The sequence below is a fragment of the Micromonospora sp. WMMD730 genome (assembly GCF_049178955.1).
Classification (GTDB): domain Bacteria; phylum Actinomycetota; class Actinomycetes; order Mycobacteriales; family Micromonosporaceae; genus Micromonospora; species Micromonospora wenchangensis.
Map to the genome: position 1 here is coordinate 2,888,923 of NZ_JBMHML010000002.1, position 16,590 is coordinate 2,905,512.

Below are 16,590 nucleotides of genomic sequence, written 5' to 3' on the forward strand. Positions count from 1 at the left end.
GCATGACCACGACACATCCGACGTTGACCGCCGAGGAGGAGGCGCTGCTCCCGTCCGACGAGGACGTGCGCCACTACGCCGAGCACGGCTGGTACCTGTCCAAGAAGCTGCTCACCGACGACGAGGTGGACGCCCTGACCGCGGCCACCGACCGCTACTACGACGGTGAGCGGGACCGCACCCTGCCGGTGCGCCCGCCGAAGCTGGCCTACTGGGACCCGTCGAAGGGGCCGGTGCAGCGGCACAACGACTACGTCCACCACGAGCACGACGGGATCGCCGCGATCCTGCGCAAGCCGCTGATCGGCGCGGTCGCCGCCCGGCTGGCCCGGGCCGACGAGATCCGGATCTTCCAGTCCACGCTGATCTACAAGCCACCGATCTCCGGTGAGCCGTCCAACATCGTGCCCTGGCACTTCGACAAGCACTACTGGTCGTCCTCGTCGTCGGAGCGGATGCTCACCGCGTTCATCCCGTTCCACGACTGCGGTGAGGAGATGGGCACCATCACCATGGTCGACGGCTCCCACCGGTGGTCGGAGACCGGCGCGGACGACACCGTCGTGCGGCACTTCGCCGAGCGCGACCGCGACCAGCTCGAGGAGATGCTGGCCGAGAACGCGGCGCACAACGGCGCGCAGATCCGCAAGATCCCCATGGTGATCCCCAAGGGACACATGAGTTTCCACCACTGCCGCACCTACCACGGCAGCGGCGCCAACGTCAGTGGACGCCCGCGCCGGGCGATCTCGCTGCACCTGCAGGACGGCGACAACGCCTACCGGGAGTTCCCGCTCTCCGACGGCAGCCTCGCCGCGTACAACCACGACGTGCTGGTCCGCCGCACCCACGACGGGCGGCCGGACTACGCGGACCCCGACTACTGCCCGGTCATCTGGCGCGATCGCGCCCAGCAGGGAGGCTGAACATGTCACGGTACGACTGGGGTAAGACGCACCCGGGCATCGAGCGGTTGGAGCAGGCGGTGACCGACCGCCGCGACGTGGTGGTCAAGCACCCGCTCTACGCCAACCTGGACACCCACGAGGCGTTGGTCACCTTCATGGAGCACCACGTCTTCGCGGTCTGGGACTTCATGTCCCTGCTGAAGTCGTTGCAGCGGCAGCTCACCTGCGTGACGGTGCCGTGGATCCCCACCGGGCCGACCGGCAGCCGGCGACTGATCAACGACATCGTCATGGTGGAGGAGAGCGACGAGCTCGGCGAGGGCTACATCAGCCACTTCGAGCTGTACGTGCGGGGGATGGGCGAGGCGGGCGCGGACACCACCGCCGTCGACCGGCTGGTCGACCTGCTGCGCGGCGGCACGTCGGTGACCGACGCGCTGGTCGAGGCGGGTGTGCCCGAGGCGTCGCGGGCGTTCGCCGCCACCACCTGGAAGATCATCGAGTCGACGCCGGTGCACTGCCAGGCCGCCGCGTTCGCCTTCGGCCGGGAGGACCTGATCCCCGACATGTTCACCCAGGTCGTCGCGGTCAACGAGCGCAGCAACCGGCTGCACACCTTCGTCGACTACCTGGAGCGGCACATCGAGGTCGACGGCGAGCAGCACACCCCGATGGCGATGCAGATGCTCGCCGACCTGTGCGGCGACGACGACGTCAAGTGGCAGGAGTGCGCCGACACGGTCAACCTGGCGCTGACCGCCCGTGCCCAGCTCTGGGACGACATCCTCGCCGCCGTCAAGGAGGGCCGCGACCGGTGACCGACGCCGACCCGGCCCGGCTCTACCGCACCGTACGGCTGATCCGCCGGTTCGAGGAGCGGGCCATCGCCCTGGTCCGCTCCGGGCACATCGTCGGCGGCATCCACCCCTACCTCGGTCAGGAGGGGATCGCCGCCGGCGTGTGCGCCGCGCTCGGCGCGGGGGACCTGGTCACCGGCACCCACCGGGGGCACGGCCACGTGCTCGCCAAGGGTGCCGACCCGGCCCGGATGATGGCCGAACTGTGCGGCCGGGAAACCGGACTGAACCGGGGCCGGGGCGGCTCGATGCACGCCGCGGACCTGTCCATCGGGGTGCTCGGCGCCAACGCCATCGTCGGGGCGTCCCCGGCGATCCTCACCGGCGCGGTGTGGGCGCACCGGCAGCGCGGCAACCCCGTGGTCGGGGCGAGCTTCTTCGGTGACGGCGCGGTCAACGAGGGGATGCTGCTGGAGGCGTTCAACCTGGCCGCGCTCTGGCGGGTGCCGGTGCTGCTGGTCTGCGAGAACAACGGCTACGCCACCACCATGCCGGTGGCCGGCGCGGTGGCCGGCACCATCACCGGACGGGCCGAGGCGTTCGGCATCCCGGCCGTCGTCGTCGACGGGCAGGACCCGGAGGCGGTCCGGCAGGTCACGGCCGCCGCCGTCGCGCGGATGCGCGACGGCGGCGGGCCGGAGCTGGTCGAGGCCCGCACCTACCGGTTCGACGCCCACCACACCTTCGAACACGCGGTACGCCTGGAGTACCGCACGCCGCAGGAGGTGGCCGACGGCCGGTCCCGGGACCCGGTGGAGATCCAGGGTGCCCGGCTGTCCCCGGCCGACCGGGAGGCCGTCGACGCCGAGGTGGAGGCGACCCTCGACGCGGCCGTCGCGTTCGCCCTGGCCGGCCCCGAACCGGACCCGGCCGGTGCGCTGGACCACCTGTACGCCAGTGGGCTGACCGCCCGGGGAGGCTCCTGAGATGCCACGGCTGTCGTACCGCAAGGCGCTGACCCGGGCGCTGACCGACGAGATGACCCGGGACGAGTCGGTGTTCCTGCTCGGCGAGGACATCCGGGTGGGCGCGTCCAACGTCACCCCGGGCCTGCTCAGGCGGTTCGGGCCGGACCGGGTGCTGGACACCCCGCTGTCGGAGCAGGCGTTCACCAGCTTCGCCACCGGGGCGGCGCTGGCCGGGCTGCGGCCGGTGGTGGAGTTCCAGATCCCGTCCCTGCTGTTCCTGGTCTTCGAGCAGATCGTCAACCACGCGCACAAGTTCCCGATGATGACCGGCGGGCAGTGCTCGGTGCCGGTCACCTACCTGGTGCCCGGCTCCGGTTCCCGCACCGGCTGGGCGGGGCAGCACTCCGACCACCCGTACTCGCTGTTCGCCCACGTCGGGATCGTCACCGTGGTGCCGGCCACCCCGGCCGACGCGTACGGGCTGCTGGCCTCGGCGATCCGGCACGACGACCCGGTGGTGGTCTTCGCCCCGGCCGCCGCGCTGGAGGTCCGAGACGACATCGACTTCGCCACCCTCGCCCCGGTGCCGCTGGGGCGCGGGGTGGTCCGCCGGGCCGGCGACGACGTCACCGTGGTCGCCGTCGGGCACCTGGTGCACGACGCGCTGGCCGTCGCCGAGGAGCTGGCCGACCAGGTGTCGGTGGAGGTGTTCGACCCGCGCACGATCTACCCGTTCGACCTCGACGGCCTGCTCGACTCGGTGTCCCGTACCGGCCGGCTGGTGGTCGTCGACGACTCCAACCGGTCCTGCGGCATCGCCGCCGAGATCATCACCTCGGTGCTGGAACGGGTGCCGCTGGTCGCGCCGCCGCGCCGGGTCACCCGACCGGACGGCGCGGTGCTGCCCTTCGCGCCGGTGCTCGACCGGGCCGTGCAGCCGGGCCGCGAGCAACTCACCGCCGCCATCCAACTGACCATGAAGGACAGATCATGACCGATCCGAACTACCCCTGGCCCGAGCCCGGCCAGGCATGGCGCGAGCTGCCGGAGACGACCCGTACGGCGATGGTGTCCAGCGGGGCCGCCGCCTGGCGGGAGATCTTCTACGGCTGTGCGACGTACAACAAGCAGTGGCGGCTGGCCCGGCCCCCGGTCATGCCGGCGGACGCGTTCCGCGAGCTGAACGAGGTCTGCGACCGGATCGCCCAGCTCATCCTGGACGCCTGCCGGCGGCGGGCCCGCACCGCCGGGGAGCTGCGCGAGCTGCTCGGGGTGCCCGCGGGGGCGACGCGGCTGCTCGACGAGTCCGAGGAGCTGTCCGAGGAGCTGCTCGCCGCCTACCGGCCCGACGTGCTGCTCTCCGGTGGGGTGCCGAGGATCGTCGAGTACAACATCGACAGCAGCCTGGGCGGCGGTTTCGACGCCGACACGGTGGTCCGCCGGTACGCGGCGCTCTACCAGGAGCGGGGCATCCTCGACGGGCTGCCGGTGCGGCCCGCCCCGTCCCTGCTGGACCAGCGGTTCGTGGCGATCCGGGACGGCCTGTCCCTGCCCGACGGGGCCCGGGTGGCGCTGCTGCTCGACTTCGACGCCGACTACCCCGGCCTGGAGACCCCGGACGACTTCATCAAGATCCTCTCTCCGCTTGTCGACCAGGCCCGCCGGTTCGGCATCGACCTGGTGATCGCCCCGGTCAGCACGGCGACCCTGGACGACGCGAAGCGGCTGGTCGTCGGGGGCGCACCGGTCGACGCGCTGTTCCGCCTCTTCGTGCCCAACCGGGTCAGCCCGAGCGCCGGCCTGGACGCGGTGGCCGGGGCGCTGCACGCCGGCACCCTGCCGATGTTCGTCAGCACCGCCGCCTGGCTGCTCGGCAACAAGATCAACTTCGCCTGGCTCTACGAGGACCTGGACCTGCTCTCCGCCGACGACCAGGCCCTGATCCACCTGTACGTGCCGCACACCGTGGCGTTCACCGCCGCCGAGCTGGACCGGGCCCTGGCCGACCGGGAGAACCTGGTGGTCAAGCCGGCCGACGGCTCGGCCGGCCACGGGGTGCTCATCGGCCGGGAGATGGGCGACGCGGAGTGGGCCGAGGGCCTGCGCGCCGCCCTCGACCGGGGCGGCGACATCCTGCAGCGGTACTGGCCCGCCGACCGGGTGGAGATGGACTTCGTCCAGATCGAGACCGGCGAGACGGTCAACGCCGAGGTCCCCTACAGCATCGCCCCGTACCTGTTCGGGCGGACCGGCTCCGGGGCGCTGGCCCGGGTCGGCTTCCCCGGCTGCGACGAGGTCCTCAACCTGGCCCGGGGCGTCCTGCTCACCGGCATCCTCCTCACCGACTGACCCAACTCCCCCCATCCCTCACCCCACCCACCCACCCTCCCCGCCCCCGCCCTGCCCCCGCGACTGCCCCGCCCCGGTGATCAAGAGGTTCGCGTCACCATTCCGCTGGCGGATGACGCAAACCTCTTGATCACCCGGCTCCGGCCGGGCTGGGGTGCGGTGATCAAGAGGTTTGGGGCGGGGCCGGCCGTTCCGGATGACGCAAACCTCTTGATCGACCCCGCCGGGGCCGGTCGGTGGAGCGGGCGGGGGCCCCGCCGGGGACCGGTGGGAAGGGTGGTGGGGTGGGGGTCAGGGGTGGTTGCCGAGGTGGGCGCCGAGGCGGCGGATGGTCTCGGCGGCGGCGATGGCGTCGCTGCGGGCGCTGCCGTGCCGGCCGTCGCTGCTGTACATCGACGGATCGGTGCCGGCCGGATGGTCGCTCAGGTGCACGTGCAACGCCCCCAACCGGTCGGCCAGCCGGCCGGTACGCGAGGAGAGCAGCCGCATCCGGGCGCCCAATCCGGGCCGCAGGGCCGCCGGGACCGCCGGGCTGTGCGACACGTCGAACATGCCCACCGTGATCACGTCGGCCCCGGCGTCGCGCAGCGCCCCGACGATCGCGATCAACTCGGTGTCCACCGCGTCCGGGTCGAACGCCGTCCGGAAGGCGTCGTTGCCGCCGCAGACCACCAGCGCCAGGTCGGGGGAGAAGGCCAACGCCCGGTCGAGCTGCCCGGCCCGGACCTGTTGCGCCCGCAGCCCGCGCCGGCCCAGGTTCAGGTACGCCAACCCGGGCCGTACCGCCGACAGTTCGGCGGCGATCCGGTCGGCCCACTGCACGTCCGGGTACCCCTCGACCGGCTCGCACATGCCCTCGGCGACGCTGTCGCCGAGCACCACGAACCGGTGCCACGGATGGTCGCGCAGCAGTGCGGCGCTCTCTCCCTCGCGCAGGCAGTACGGATCGGTGGCCTCGGTCAACATCGATGACATGGCCGGGAATGTAGCCGACCGTGCGGGTGCCGTCGATCACACCGACCCCTCGGATCGCCTGGTGGTCGTCCAGGTGCGCCGACCAGCGCCGGCGCCGCCTCCGTCGGCCCTGCCTCCGTCAGGATCCCCGCCGTCGGTCCGCGCTGGTCGAGACCCGGGGGCTCGGCAACGGAGTGGCGATGCGGCGCCACCGGCGTCGACCCGAGGCGTCTCAGGTGCCCCGGCAGGGCGCCTCGGTGGCCGGCCGGCCACAGGTGGCCAGGCTGCACCAGCGTCGCATTCCGCTGTCGTCGAGAAAGAGCCATCCGCAGCGCGGGTCCGGGCAGACCCGGACGGTGAGCCGGCGCGGATCGCCGAGCAGCTGCGCGGCGCTCCACGCCGCCGCGTGCACCGGCAGTCGCAACCCGGTCGCCGGATCGGGCCACCACCGTCCCCGCCCGTCGGCCTCCCGACGGAACACCAGCGTCCGGGCGGCCTGCTCGGCGTACCGGGCCACCGCGTCGAAGGCCGGTCCGTCGGCCGGGTCGGTGAGGCAGGCGTACAGCCGGGCCCGTAGCGCACGCACCTCGTCCAGGACCACCGCTGCACCGGCCGGATCACGGCGGCCCAGCTCGATCAACCGGCCCACGGTCGGGTCGTCGACCAGGCCGGCGTGCCCGGTCCACACCGCGAGCGTGCGGTAGCCGCGCAGCCACTCGGCCCCCGGCACCGGCGGTTCGTGTCGCCAACCGGCGAACGTGTTGCAGAACTCCAGCGCCGGGTGCCCGCCGACGCCCCACGGCAACGCCTCGCCGCGCACCCGGACCTCGTAGACCGGCCGGTCCGCCCGGTCCAGCCGGTGGTCGGCCCGGAGTATTCCCCGGTGCACCTCCCGCAGCCGGGCCCCCGGTTCGACCCCGATCTCCTCGACCAGGGTGCGTCGGGTGCGGCGGTACAGCACCAACGCGTCGGTCTGTCGGCCACCGCGGTACAGCGCGGTCATCAACGTCGCCACCAGTTCCTCTCGGCCCGGGTGCCGGGCCACCAGCGGGGTCAGCTCGATGACCACCCGGGTGTGCTGGCCGAGCGCGAGCCGGGCGGCCGCCCGCAGTTCGACGCCGGTCAGCCGCAGGTCCTCGATCGGACCGGCCAGCCGGTCGCGTAGCTCGTCGTCGGCGGTGTCGGCGAGCAACGGCCCGCGCGGCAGGGCCAGCGCCCGGTCGAGCAGTCGCACCCGCTCGGCCGGGTCGGCGCTGCCACCTGCCCGGTGCACCAGCCGGGCGAGTTCGGCCACGTCCACGGTGTGCCCGTCGTCGTGCACCAGGTAGCCGTCGCCGCCGGTGGCGATCCGCACCCGGTACGGCCCCAGCGCGGCCCGCAACCGTCCGATGTAGGTGTGCACCGCGCTGCGGGCCGAGGCCGGCGGCCGGTCCGGCCAGAGCAGGTCGATGAGCCGGTCGGTGCCGACCAGGTGTCCCACGTCGAGCAGGAGCAGCCCGAGGAGGCACCGCTCCTGGCGGCGGACCCCGAGATCGACGACGACGCCCCCCTGGCGGGCCTGGAACGGGCCGAGCAGAAGGAACTCCATTCCACTGAGACCACCTGGCGGACCCGATCGGTTGCCGCCGCCGTGGTCACCGACGCCCCGGGTGGAACCGGGACGGCCACCGGTCGAGGATCGTCCCCGGCATCCCACCCTCGGCGTCGGCAGGGTCGCCCGCCCCCGCGCACCGGGGGCTCGGTGATCGTCCGGGTCGTCGGGCGCGAACCGGGGACGGGTCCGGTGAGCCGGTGGTCAGCGGCCCGGCAGCGGGGGATCGTGCTCCGCCGCGAAGACCCTGTCGGGCGGTCAGCCGGTGGTGAGGACGGCCGGTGACCCTGGACCGGACGACGACGAGGAGAACGGGAGTGCCCATGCGCTGGACGACGAGACTCGGTGCCGCCCTGACCGCGGTGACGCTGGCGGGGACCGTGCCGACCGCCCCGGCGGCGGCCGCCGGTCGCCCCACCGGAGGCTGGGTGCCGGCCCCGCAGGAGGAGTTCACCCTGCCGGCCGGGGCCCGCTGCGCGTTCGGCATCCGGGTGGCGGCCGAGGTCGACGAGGTCCGCAAGCTGGTGCTGACGACCGACCCGGACGGTTCGCCACGCCGGGAGCTGTACACCGGCGCGCTGATCGAGACGGTGACCAACACCGACACCGGGGCCGTCACCCGGGTGGACGCCAGCGGCACCTCCCTGGTCAGCTACGCCGCCGACGGCACGATGACCTGGTACGTGACCGGCCCGGTGCTGCTCGGCTTCCGGGACGACGCCGGCTCGTTGCCGAAGGGGTTGTGGCTGATCGACGGTCAGTTCGTCGTCCGGTTCACCGCCGACTACGACAAGACCGTCACCATGCTGCACGGCACCACCCACAACGTCTGCGACGACCTGGACTGACGGTGGGGCGCGCCTGACCGGGCCGTGGCGACCTGACCGTCAGACCGGGTCGACGGCCGTCGGTGGGGGTGCCGGCCGGCCCATCCGCAGCGGCCCGGCGACCAGCGGCGTCACGGTCAGCACCGCGCACACCACCGCCATCACCAGCAGGGCCGGTCGCAGCCCGAGGGCCGCCACCGACCAGCCGCCGACCAACGCCCCCACCGGCAGCCCGACGAACGCCAGCGAACCGGAGATCCCCAGCACCCGGGTCTGCAACGCGTCCGGCACCCGTTCGTAGAGGGCCGCGCCGAGCAGCGGGTTGACCGCCGCGATGCCGATCCCGGACAGGAACGTCACCACCAGCACCACCACCAGATGGTCGGTCAGCGCCAGCACCAGCAGCCGGGGCGCACCGCTCAGCGCCGCCCCGGCCGCGAAGATCAGGGTCCGGGGCAGCCGGGGGCCGAGCATCGTGAAGACCACGTTGCCGAGCAGCGCGCCACCGCCGAACACCCCGAGCACCAGCCCGAACCCGGCCGGGTCGCCGAACTCGTCGCGGACCCACAGCGGCACCCAGACGGCGGTGTTGGCGGCGGCGAACATGTTCAACGCGGAGACCACCATCAGCATGGTCAGCAGCACCCGGTCGGTGCGCAGGTAGCCGAAGCCGGTGCGCAACGCCTGGAAGTAGCCTTCCCGGGGCGCGGCGGGCGCGTCGCTTGCGGGCGGGCGCACCAGCACCCCGACCAGCAGCGCGCAGACCGCGAAGGTGCCCGCATCGATCCAGATCGCCCGGGTCACCCCGACCCAGTCGATGAGCAGACCGCCGATGACCGTGCCGAACAGCGCCACCCCGCGCGCCAGCCCGTCGTAGGCGGAGGTGAGCCGGATCAGCTCCACCCCGGCGCGCTGCGCGGCCGGCCGGAACATGACGTGCTTGACCCGGTCGCCGATGCCGCGCAGTCCGCCGGCCACCGCGACGAGGGCGACGAGCGCCCCGAAACCGAGCCACGGGGCCAGCGCCACCACCGCGATCACGGCCGCGCTCGCCGCGTCCACCGTGATCGAGGTACGCCGTACCCCGAACCGGTCCGCCCACGGCGTCGCCAACGAACTCGACAGCATGTACGGCAGGAACTCGGCCGCCGCGACGATGCCCATCTTGGCCGGGCTGCCGGTGGTGGTGAGCACCAGCCAGGGGATCGCGATCACCGAGATCCGGCTGCCCAGGTTGGAGATCAGGTCGGCGGCGACCAGGGTGACCAGTTCCCGCCGGGCGGCCCGCCGCTCGGGACCCGGCGGCGCGGCGAGCGACCCGGCGTCGCCCGCCCCGGCCTTACCCGCCCGGGCACCACCCGCTCCGGTGCCGTCCCTGCCGCTGGTCGGTCCGGGGCCGGCCGGGCCGGCTGCCGCCCGCAGGCCCGAAGCCTCGCCGGGAGCCCCGGCGGCGTCGCCGTCGGCCGGCCAGCCGTCGTCGGTGGCTGTCCGGGGGCCGGTGTCGGCGTCGGCGGTCACGACGGGCTGCCGACCGGATCGGCGGGCGCGCCGGCGGCGTACCGTTCGCGCAGCGCCCGCTTGTCCACCTTCGCCGACCGGTTCAGTGGCAGCGCGTCGACGAACTCCACCGCACCCGGCGCCCAGGTGTCGCTCAGTTCGGCGGTGACCAGGTCGATCAGCTCCGCCCCGGTCACCGTCGCTCCCGGCGTCGGCACCACGTACGCGTACGGCAGCTCCCCGGCGACCGGGTCGGGCACCCCGATCACCGCCGCCGCGCGGACCTGCGGATGCCCGGCGAGGACGTCCTCGATCGGCCGGGAGTAGATCGGCCAGCTGCGCTGCCGGGTGAGGATGCGGTCCTGCAACCGGTCGACCAGGTAGAGGAACCCGTCGTCGTCGAGGTGGCCGATGTCGCGGGTGCGTACCCAGTCGTCGACGAGCGTGTCGGCGGTCAGCTCGGGCTGGCCGTGGTAGCCGTGGAAACTGAGTTTGGTCCGCACCCACACCTCGCCGTCGGTGCCGGCCGGCAGCACCCGCCCGTCGGCGTCGCGGATCTCCACCGTGACGTCCCCGTACGGTCGGCCGCAGGAACCCAGCCGCTCCGGGTGCGCCGGGTCCTCGGTCAGGCCGGGCTGGGCGCAGATCACCACCGCCTCGCTGAGGCCGTACACGATGCGCAGGCACGGGCCGAACCGGGCGATGGCCTGGCGCAGCCGGGCGGGCGCGGCCGGTCCCGCGCCCACGTTGAACATGAACATGGCGGAGAAGTCCGCGCCGTCCAGGGCCGGATGGTCGAGCACCTCGTAGAGCATCGGCGGGGTGACGAACGTGGAGGTGAGCCGTTCGGCGTCGACGGTGGCGATGAACGCGGCCGGGTCCCACTGCTGGCGCAGGAAGAGCACCCCGCCGGTGAACAGGTTGAACAGGGTGGTGATCTGGCCGCTGGCCAGCCACATCGGCGAGTGCGACAGGTGCCGCAGCAGCGGGAACCCGGCGGCGCGGAAATCCGCCGCCAGGGCCAGCACCTGCCGGTAGAAGCTCTCCCGGTGGTGCACCAGCTTGGGGGTGCCGGTGGTGCCGCTGGTCTGCAGGAACGACTCCGGCGTGGGCACCCGCGCGGGCAGCTCGACAGGTGGGGCGTCGGCGGTCAGCTCGACGCCCAGCCGCAGCACCGGCACCCCGGGCAGCGAGGCGGCGATCCGGTCGCCCAGCCCGTCGGGGGCGTACGCGTGGTGCACGAACACGTCGGGGCGGGCCAGCCGGACGAACTCGTCGATCTCGCGCCGGGAGGTGACCGGGGCGATCCACATGCTCCGGCAGCCGAGCAGGTGCAGGGCGAGCTGGAGCAGTGGGCCCTCCACCGCGTTGCCGAGCATCACCAGCACCGCCGCGCCGGGGCGTACCCCGTGGCCGGTCAGGGCGTACGCCAGCCCGCGTACCTCGGCGGCGACCTGCGGATAGGTCAGCCGGCGACCGTCGCCGACCAGCGCCTCCCGGTCGCCGAACCCGGCGAACAGCGTCAGCGCGTCGTGCACGTAGGTGGTGGATCGGTCGGCCCCGTCGGTCATCGCACAGCCCCCAGCTCGATGCGGCGGGTCGCCGGCGGCCCGGTGGGACCCGCCGTGGCGACCGGCCGGGTTGGCGTCCGAGCAGGTCACAGCCCGGCCCGCGACGGGGGTGCGCGCCATGGGCGACCGCACCGCCGCCGCTAGCGAGCCTAGGCCGGCGGCCTCGCCCGGGGACAGAGCCGAACGGCGAGGGGCCGCCCACCATGGACATTTGATCATGTCTATCGGGTTGATTGACGCCTGTCAGACGTCGCGGCTAGGTTTCTGGACCATCGTCCGGGCGGTGCCGTCAATGGGCGCCGGCCCTGGGCGGCCCAACATGGAGGTTCAATGTCGACCCCGAAGAGATGGCAGGTCATAGCGTCCGCGGCCGTGTTGCTGGTCGTGGGCGCCCCGGCGGTGGTGGCCAGCGCCGGTCCGTCCGACTCCGACAGTGGCGGGGCAGCCGCCCGGGCGCAGTGGGCGGGTACGTGGGCCGCGGCGGTCACCCGCGGCAACACCGTCGGGCTGACGAACACCGGCCTGAACAACCAGAGCATCCGGATGACCGTGCGCACCACCGTGGGTGGGGAGCGGCTGCGGGTCCGGCTGAGCAACCTCTACGGTGAGCAGGCGGTGCAGGTGGGACACGCCACCGTCGCCCGCCCCAACACCGCCACCCTGACCGACCGGTCGGACATCCTGCCCGGCAGCGTGCGGGAGCTGAAGTTCGGCGGCTCCACCTCGGCGACCATGAACAAGGGTGCCGAACTGCTCAGCGACCCGTTGACCTACGCGGTCGGCGAGCAGGAGGACCTGGTCGTCACCCTGCACTTCCCGGTGCTCACCGGGCCGGTCACGTTCCACGGCCAGTCCAAGGTCACCACCTTCATCGGGGCGAACGACCTGACCACCGCCGCCGACGGCGCCGGCTTCACCATCCGCCCGGACTGCTGCTGGATGTTCCTGTCCGGCATCGACGTGCTGCGCCCGGCGAGCCCCGGCGCGGTGGTGGTGCTCAGCGACTCGATCGGGGATGCCAACGGCAGCACCGTCAACGCCAACAAGCGCTGGCCGGAACTGCTCGCCGGGCGGCTGGTCGCCGCCCGTCCCGAGGTGCGTACCCCGGGGGTGCTGAACCTGAGCCTGGCCGGCAACCGGCTCAACCACGAGGGCACCGAGCCCGGCGCGGGCGGTTTCCCCGGCTACTACGAGCTGGGTCCGAACGCGCTGGCCCGGCTCAACGAGGACGTCTTCCCGCAGACCGGCGTGAAGACCCTGGTGACGCACCTCGGCATCAACGACATCTGGATGTCCGACGACTCCGCCGACCGGATCATCGCCTCGCTGCGGCAGATCAACAAGCAGGCCAAGGCGCGCGGCCTGCGCAGCCTCGCGGTCACCCTCACCCCGTACGAGGGGCACGGCAACCCGGGGGTGTGGACGCCCGAGAAGGAGACCACCCGCCAGGCGGTGAACACCTGGCTGCGGGGCCCGGGGGCGGCCGAGTTCGACGGGCTGCTCGACTTCGACGCGGTGCTGCGCGACCCGGCCCAGCCGAGCCGGCTGCTGCCCGCGTACGACGCCGGTGACCACATCCACCCGAACGACGCCGGCAACCAGGCGTTGGCGGACGCCGTACCACTTCGACTGCTCGGTCTGTGACACCGGTGGGGCGGCGGGGGTGACCCCGTCGCCCCCCGGTCATTTCCTGGGGAGGAAGCACCATCGTGGACGTCGACGAGATCCTGTCCGGTCTCTACAGCGAGGCCGGCCGGCAGGACCCCTATCCGTGGTACGCGGCCCTGCACGAACACGGGCCGATCAGCGTCATCCCGAACCGTCCGGAGCACAGCACGGTCAGCGCCGTGGCCGTCGGCTACGACCTGGTCGACCAGGTGCTGCGTGACCCGCAGTGGTACAAGCAACCCCCGCCGGGCTGGGAGGAGCAGGAGATCCTGCGGACCTTCCAGTCGTCGATGATGTTCGTCAACCCGCCCGACCACGGCCGGATGCGGGGCGTGTTCTCCCGTACCTTCACCCCGCGCCGGCTCGGCGCGCTGGAACCGGTGATCGTCCGGGTGGTCGACACCCTGCTGGACAGGATGGCCGACACCGGGGCCGACGGCTCCGAGATCGACTTCGTCGCGGACTTCGCCTACCCGGTGCCGGCGCTGGTGATGGCCGAGTTCATCGGCCTGCCCGAGAGCGAGCTGGCCTGGTACCGGCAACGGGTCGACTGGATCGACGAGTTTCTCGACGTGGCCGGCAAGACCCCGCAGCGGCTGGCGCTGGCGAACCAGGCCGCCGAGGAGCTGCGGGCGCTCTACCGGGACCTGATCGGGCACCGCCGCCGCCAGCCGGGTGAGGACCTGATCTCCGGGCTGGTCGAGGCGCTGGACTCCGGCGAGGTCGACCTGACCGAGGAGGAGTTGATCAGCAACCTGATCGTGCTGTTCAACGCCAGCTTCGTCACCACCGTCTACATGTTCAGCAACGGCCTGCCGGTGCTGCTGGGCCACCCCGACACGGTGGCCGCGCTGCCCGGCGACGAGACCCTGGCGCAGGGCTGCGTCGACGAGGTGCTGCGGCTGCAGAGCCCGGTGCACTTCCTGGCCCGCGCCGCGCCCCGGGACACCGTGCTGGACGGAGTGCCGGTCGCCCGGGACGAGAACGTCCTGCTGATCATCGCCGGGGCCAACCGGGACCCGCGCCGGTTCCCCGGGCCGGACCGTTTCGACCCGCGCCGCGACGGCCCCCCGTCGCTGGCCTTCGGCGTCGGCCCGCACTTCTGCCTCGGCGCGGCCGTGTCCCGCCTGGAGGGTCGGATCGGCCTGCCCCGGCTCTTCGCGCGGTTCCCCCGGCTCGCGGTCAGCCAACCGGCCGACTACAGCGGGAGTCTGTTCCTGCGCGGCATCGACAAGCTCTTCGTCACCACCGGCGGATAGGAGCCGATCCCATGTCCCTCGACCCCCAGGTGGTGGCCTACCGGGCCGCACGGGCCGCCGCCGGCACCCCACCGCTGTACACCCAGACCCTCGCCGAGGCCCGCGCCGCCGACCTCGCCGCGATCCGGGCCGGTGGCGGTGACGTCGAGCCGGTCCACGAGGTACGCGACACGACCGTCCCCGGTCCCGACGGGGACCTGCGGGTCCGGGTGCACCGGCCGGCCGGCGACGGCCCGCTGCCCACCCTGGTCTACTTCTTCGGCGGCGGTTGGACGCTGGGCAGCGTGGAGACCGCCGACGGGATCTGCCGCCGGCTCGCCAACGCCACCGGATGCCAGGTGGTGACGGTCGGCTACCGGCTCGCCCCGGAGCACCCGTTCCCGGCGGCCGTGCTGGACTGCCACGCCGCCACCCGGTGGCTGGCCGAGCACGCCGCCGAGCTGCGCGTGGACCCGGACCGGCTGGCGGTGGGCGGGGACAGCGCGGGGGGCAACCTGGCGGCGGCGGTGACCCTGCTGGCCCGCGCCGAGGGCGGCCCCCGGCTGGCCGGGCAGCTGCTGGTCTACCCGAACACCGACCAGCGGGCCGCCCTGCGTCCCGCCGACGACCAGGATCCGTTGCTGTTCAACAGGCACTCCGTGGACTGGTACCGGGGTCACTACCTGGCCGACCCGGCGGACGCGGCCGACCCGCTGGCCTCGCCGCTGCTCGCCGGCGACCTGTCCGGCCTGCCGCCGGCCCTGGTGGTCACCGCCGAGCACGACCCGCTGCGCGACGAGGGACAGCGGTACGCGCAGCGGTTGCGGGACGCCGGCGTGCCGGTGCGGGCCACTTGCTATCCCGGCATGATCCACGGGTTCTTCGCCATGCCCGGGGTCTTCGACGCCGGCCGGCGCGCCCAGGACGAGGCCGCCGCCTTCCTGCGGGAGGTCTTCGGGCTGCCCACCCCGCCGGCCGACACCCCCGTCACCGCCACGGTGGGGGACGAGCGGTGACCGTGCTCCCCCCTCCCGCCGGCCCGCCGGCCACCGTCCGGCCGGACAGCGCACCGCCGGCCACCGTCCGGGCTGGCACCGGGCCGCCGGCCACCGTCGCGGCGGGCGGGGACGGCGACCGCCCGCCGGTCAGCCTGGCCGACTTCGCCGAGCTGGCCCGGCGGGCACTCCCGCCCGGGGTCTGGGACTTCGTCGGCGGGGGCAGCGGGGTGGAGACCACGCTGGCCGCCAACCGGGCCGCCCTCGACCGGGTCGCCGTGCTGCCCCGGGTGCTGACCGGGGTGGAACGTCCGCGTACCCACGCGCCGCTGCTCGGCCGCGAGCAGGCGATGCCGGTGGCGGTCGCGCCGATGGCGTACCAGCGGTTGCTGCACCCGGACGGGGAGCCGGCGCTGGCGGCGGCGGCCGGCGCGGCCGGGGTGCCCTACGTGCTGAGCACGTTGAGCAGCACCCCGGTCGAGGAGGTCACCGCCGCCACCGCCGGGCCGGTCTGGTTCCAGCTCTACTGGCTGCGTGACCGGGGGCTGGTCGCCGACCTGCTCGACCGGGCGCACGCCGCCGGCTGTGCGGCGTTGATGGTCACCGTCGACGTGCCGGTGCTCGGCCGGCGGCTGCGCGACGTGCGCAACGGCTTCGCGTTGCCGCCGGAGGTGACCGCCGCCAACCTGCCCGCCGGCCGGGACGACCTCGCCCATGCCGGCACCCCCGGCGTGTCGGCCATCGCCGCGCACACCGAGGCCGCCTTCGCTCCCGCCCTGACCTGGGCGGATCTGGCCTGGCTGCGAGAGCGCACCCGGTTGCCGCTGCTGGTCAAGGGGGTCCTCGACCCGCGTGACGCGGTCCGCGCCGCCGACGTCGGGGTGGATGCCGTGGTGGTCTCCAACCACGGCGGCCGGCAGCTCGACGGGGCGCCGGCCACCGCCACCATGCTGCCCGAGGTGGTCGCGGCGGTCGGCGAGCGGATCGAGGTGCTGCTGGACAGCGGGGTACGGTCCGGCACGGACGTGCTGCGCGCGCTCGCCCTCGGCGCGTCCGGGGTGCTGCTGGGCCGCCCGATGCTGTGGGCGCTGGCGGCCGGTGGGCGGGTCGGCGCGCAGGCCGCCCTCGACCTGCTCGCCGTGGAGCTGCGCGACGCGTTGACCCTGACCGGCTGTGCCGACCCGACGCAGGCCCGGCGGCTGCGTACCCTGACCGGAGACTGACCCG

At 73.7% G+C, this 16,590-nt stretch carries 14 protein-coding genes; 10 read left to right on the forward strand and 4 right to left on the reverse strand.

Annotated features, from left to right (window positions below; translation table 11 throughout):
• Positions 1 to 2: 2 nt before the first annotated feature.
• Genes ACN265_RS12610 through ACN265_RS12630 form a run of 5 tightly spaced genes read left to right on the forward strand, consistent with a single transcriptional unit; the run spans position 3 to position 5,022 of the window.
• Positions 3 to 926: a phytanoyl-CoA dioxygenase family protein gene (locus ACN265_RS12610; protein ID WP_204922917.1), complete on the forward strand. Its 924-nt coding sequence runs from the start codon at positions 3 to 5 to the stop codon at positions 924 to 926.
• Positions 927 to 928: 2 nt separating this feature from the next.
• Positions 929 to 1,726: a DUF3050 domain-containing protein gene (locus tag ACN265_RS12615; protein WP_088647713.1), complete on the forward strand. Its 798-nt coding sequence runs from the start codon at positions 929 to 931 to the stop codon at positions 1,724 to 1,726.
• Positions 1,723 to 2,691: a thiamine pyrophosphate-dependent dehydrogenase E1 component subunit alpha gene (locus ACN265_RS12620; protein WP_421407611.1), complete on the forward strand. Its 969-nt coding sequence runs from the start codon at positions 1,723 to 1,725 to the stop codon at positions 2,689 to 2,691. Before ACN265_RS12615 ends, ACN265_RS12620 begins: the two co-directional genes overlap by 4 nt.
• A gap of 1 nt (position 2,692) precedes the next feature.
• Positions 2,693 to 3,667, forward strand: a complete 975-nt coding sequence (locus tag ACN265_RS12625) for an alpha-ketoacid dehydrogenase subunit beta (RefSeq protein WP_420118817.1) — start codon at positions 2,693 to 2,695, stop codon at positions 3,665 to 3,667.
• Positions 3,664 to 5,022, forward strand: a complete 1,359-nt coding sequence (locus ACN265_RS12630; RefSeq protein WP_421407613.1) for a hypothetical protein — start codon at positions 3,664 to 3,666, stop codon at positions 5,020 to 5,022. The genes ACN265_RS12625 and ACN265_RS12630 overlap by 4 nt, the downstream gene beginning before the upstream one ends.
• Before the next feature lie 291 nt (positions 5,023 to 5,313).
• Here the strand turns inward: ACN265_RS12630 and ACN265_RS12635 are convergent, their stop codons facing one another.
• Both ACN265_RS12635 and ACN265_RS12640 read right to left on the reverse strand, forming a co-directional pair.
• Positions 5,314 to 5,997, reverse strand: a complete 684-nt coding sequence (locus ACN265_RS12635) for an SGNH/GDSL hydrolase family protein (RefSeq protein WP_204922912.1) — start codon at positions 5,995 to 5,997, stop codon at positions 5,314 to 5,316.
• A gap of 211 nt (positions 5,998 to 6,208) precedes the next feature.
• Positions 6,209 to 7,564: a BTAD domain-containing putative transcriptional regulator gene (locus ACN265_RS12640; RefSeq protein WP_421407616.1), complete on the reverse strand. Its 1,356-nt coding sequence runs from the start codon at positions 7,562 to 7,564 to the stop codon at positions 6,209 to 6,211.
• A gap of 326 nt (positions 7,565 to 7,890) precedes the next feature.
• Between ACN265_RS12640 and ACN265_RS12645 the strand changes: the two genes are divergently transcribed.
• A complete protein-coding gene (locus tag ACN265_RS12645) occupies positions 7,891 to 8,415 on the forward strand; it encodes a hypothetical protein (protein WP_357930276.1) in 525 nt (174 codons plus the stop codon).
• A 39-nt stretch (positions 8,416 to 8,454) separates the two neighbouring features.
• On the opposite strand, the gene ACN265_RS12650 is transcribed toward ACN265_RS12645, so the two are convergent.
• Both ACN265_RS12650 and ACN265_RS12655 read right to left on the reverse strand, forming a co-directional pair.
• On the reverse strand, positions 8,455 to 9,663 hold the full coding sequence (locus ACN265_RS12650) for an MFS transporter (RefSeq protein ID WP_421411469.1): 1,209 nt from the start codon (positions 9,661 to 9,663) through the stop codon (positions 8,455 to 8,457).
• Positions 9,664 to 9,908: 245 nt separating this feature from the next.
• Entirely contained in the window at positions 9,909 to 11,462 is a 1,554-nt protein-coding gene (locus ACN265_RS12655; protein WP_421407618.1) for a class I adenylate-forming enzyme family protein, read from the reverse strand.
• Between the two features lie 357 nt (positions 11,463 to 11,819).
• Here ACN265_RS12655 and ACN265_RS12660 point away from each other — a divergent pair, with 357 nt between their 5' ends.
• From ACN265_RS12660 to ACN265_RS12675, 4 genes are all read left to right on the forward strand, one after another.
• Positions 11,820 to 13,106 (forward strand): SGNH/GDSL hydrolase family protein, encoded by a 1,287-nt coding sequence (locus ACN265_RS12660; protein ID WP_420116259.1) that lies wholly within the window; start codon positions 11,820 to 11,822, stop codon positions 13,104 to 13,106.
• A 62-nt stretch (positions 13,107 to 13,168) separates the two neighbouring features.
• A complete protein-coding gene (locus ACN265_RS12665; RefSeq protein ID WP_204923543.1) occupies positions 13,169 to 14,389 on the forward strand; it encodes a cytochrome P450 in 1,221 nt (406 codons plus the stop codon).
• A gap of 11 nt (positions 14,390 to 14,400) precedes the next feature.
• Positions 14,401 to 15,384, forward strand: a complete 984-nt coding sequence (locus ACN265_RS12670; protein WP_421407620.1) for an alpha/beta hydrolase — start codon at positions 14,401 to 14,403, stop codon at positions 15,382 to 15,384.
• 134 nt (positions 15,385 to 15,518) lie between these two features.
• Positions 15,519 to 16,586 (forward strand): alpha-hydroxy acid oxidase, encoded by a 1,068-nt coding sequence (locus ACN265_RS12675; RefSeq protein ID WP_421411472.1) that lies wholly within the window; start codon positions 15,519 to 15,521, stop codon positions 16,584 to 16,586.
• Positions 16,587 to 16,590 lie beyond the last annotated feature (4 nt).

What these genes read in the sequence shown, in the direction of transcription:
- ACN265_RS12610 (WP_204922917.1), top strand. Translation starts at nt 3, where the DNA reads ATGACCACGACACATCCGACGTTGACCGCCGAGGAGGAGGCGCTGCTC.
- ACN265_RS12615 (WP_088647713.1), top strand. Translation starts at nt 929, where the DNA reads ATGTCACGGTACGACTGGGGTAAGACGCACCCGGGCATCGAGCGGTTG.
- ACN265_RS12625 (WP_420118817.1), top strand. Translation starts at nt 2,693, where the DNA reads ATGCCACGGCTGTCGTACCGCAAGGCGCTGACCCGGGCGCTGACCGAC.
- ACN265_RS12630 (WP_421407613.1), top strand. Translation starts at nt 3,664, where the DNA reads ATGACCGATCCGAACTACCCCTGGCCCGAGCCCGGCCAGGCATGGCGC.
- ACN265_RS12635 (WP_204922912.1), bottom strand. Translation starts at nt 5,997, where the DNA reads ATGTCATCGATGTTGACCGAGGCCACCGATCCGTACTGCCTGCGCGAG.
- ACN265_RS12640 (WP_421407616.1), bottom strand. Translation starts at nt 7,564, where the DNA reads ATGGAGTTCCTTCTGCTCGGCCCGTTCCAGGCCCGCCAGGGGGGCGTC.
- ACN265_RS12645 (WP_357930276.1), top strand. Translation starts at nt 7,891, where the DNA reads ATGCGCTGGACGACGAGACTCGGTGCCGCCCTGACCGCGGTGACGCTG.
- ACN265_RS12655 (WP_421407618.1), bottom strand. Translation starts at nt 11,462, where the DNA reads ATGACCGACGGGGCCGACCGATCCACCACCTACGTGCACGACGCGCTG.
- ACN265_RS12670 (WP_421407620.1), top strand. Translation starts at nt 14,401, where the DNA reads ATGTCCCTCGACCCCCAGGTGGTGGCCTACCGGGCCGCACGGGCCGCC.